General features: G+C 72.5%; 1 protein-coding gene. It reads right to left on the bottom strand.

The genetic code is table 11. From position 1 onward, the window contains the following. Positions 1-1,398 (bottom strand): DHA2 family efflux MFS transporter permease subunit (locus tag ACOV8S_RS15980; RefSeq protein WP_448318877.1); only part of this gene is annotated, 1,398 nt, incomplete at both ends.

Below are 1,398 nucleotides of genomic sequence, written 5' to 3'. Positions count from 1 at the left end.
CAGTGGCCGCCCGTCGCCGCCGGGGTGGTGCCCTCGGGGCGGCGGAGGGTGAGGCCGATGAGGAGGCCGGCGACGAGGACGCCCGCGCCGACCAGGAAGGCCAGGTGCGCACCGCCCGTGAGGGACTCCGCCGTGGGGACGCCCTGGTCGGCCAGGGACTTGCTGCGGGCGGAGAAGAGGGCCACGAACAGGGCGGTGCCGGCCGCGCCGGCGACCTGCTGGACCGTGTTCAGGGCCGCCGAGCCGTGGGAGTACAGCGCGGGCGTGAGGCCGGCCAGGGCGGTGGTGAAGAGGGGCGTGAACATCATGGCCAGGCCCAGGCAGAGCACGACGTGGGAGGCGAGGACCAGCAGCCACGAGCTGTCCGGCTCGACGGTGGAGAGGCCGAGCATGGACAGGACGGTGAGGACCGAGCCAGGGACGACCAGGGGGCGGGGGCCCACGCGGTCGTACCAGCCGCCCACCACCGGGCCGAGCAGGCCCATCGAGATCGCGCCGGGGAGCACGATCAGGCCGGTGGAGAGCGGGTCCAGGTCCATGGCCTCCTGGAGGACCAGCGGCAGCAGGATCAGCGCGCCGAACATGCCGAGGGCGGCGACGGACATCGCCGCGAGCGCCTTGGAGAAACCGGGCGCGCGGAAGGCGCGCATGTCCATCAGGGCGTCGTCGGTGCGCTGCAGGCGGACCTGGCGGAACGTGAAGAGACCCAGGATCAGCACGCCGAGGGCGATCGGGATCGCGGGGTGGACGGGGGCGCCACCGCCCTCGCCCATCGCGGACAGACCGTAGACCAGGCCGCCGAAGCCGAGCGCGCTCAGCGGGAGGGAGGGCAGGTCGAGCTTCTGCCGGCTCCGCTCCGAGACGTCCTTGACCATCAGCGCGCCGAGGATCAGGGAGACGGCCGCGATCGGCAGCATGACGCCGAAGATGCCGCGCCAGCCGAGCGGCTCGACCAGCGCGCCCGACATGACGGGGCCGAGGGCCGGGGCGGCGGCGATGACGAGCGAGACGTTGCCCATGAAACGGCCGCGGCGGGACGGCGGCACCAGGTTCATGACGGTGGTCATCAGCAGGGGCAGCATCACGGCCGTGCCACTGGCCTGCACCACGCGGGCCAGGACCAGGACGCCGAACGTCGGGGCGAGCGCGGCCAGCGCGGTGCCCGCCGTGAAGAGCCCCATGGCTATGAGGAACGAGACGCGGGTGCCCAGGCGCTGCAGCAGGAAGCCGGTCATGGGGATGACCACCGCCATCATCAGCATGAAGATGGTGGTGAGCCACTGGCCGACACCGGCCGAGACGCCGAAGTGCTCCATGATCGGCGGGAGGGCCACGCCCATGGTCGTCTCGTTGAGGATGACGACGAACGCGGCGACCAGCAGCAGCGCGATCAGGGTG

Source organism: Streptomyces sp. CO7 (genome assembly GCF_053474865.1).
This window is presented reverse-complemented; position numbering and strand designations above follow the sequence as displayed.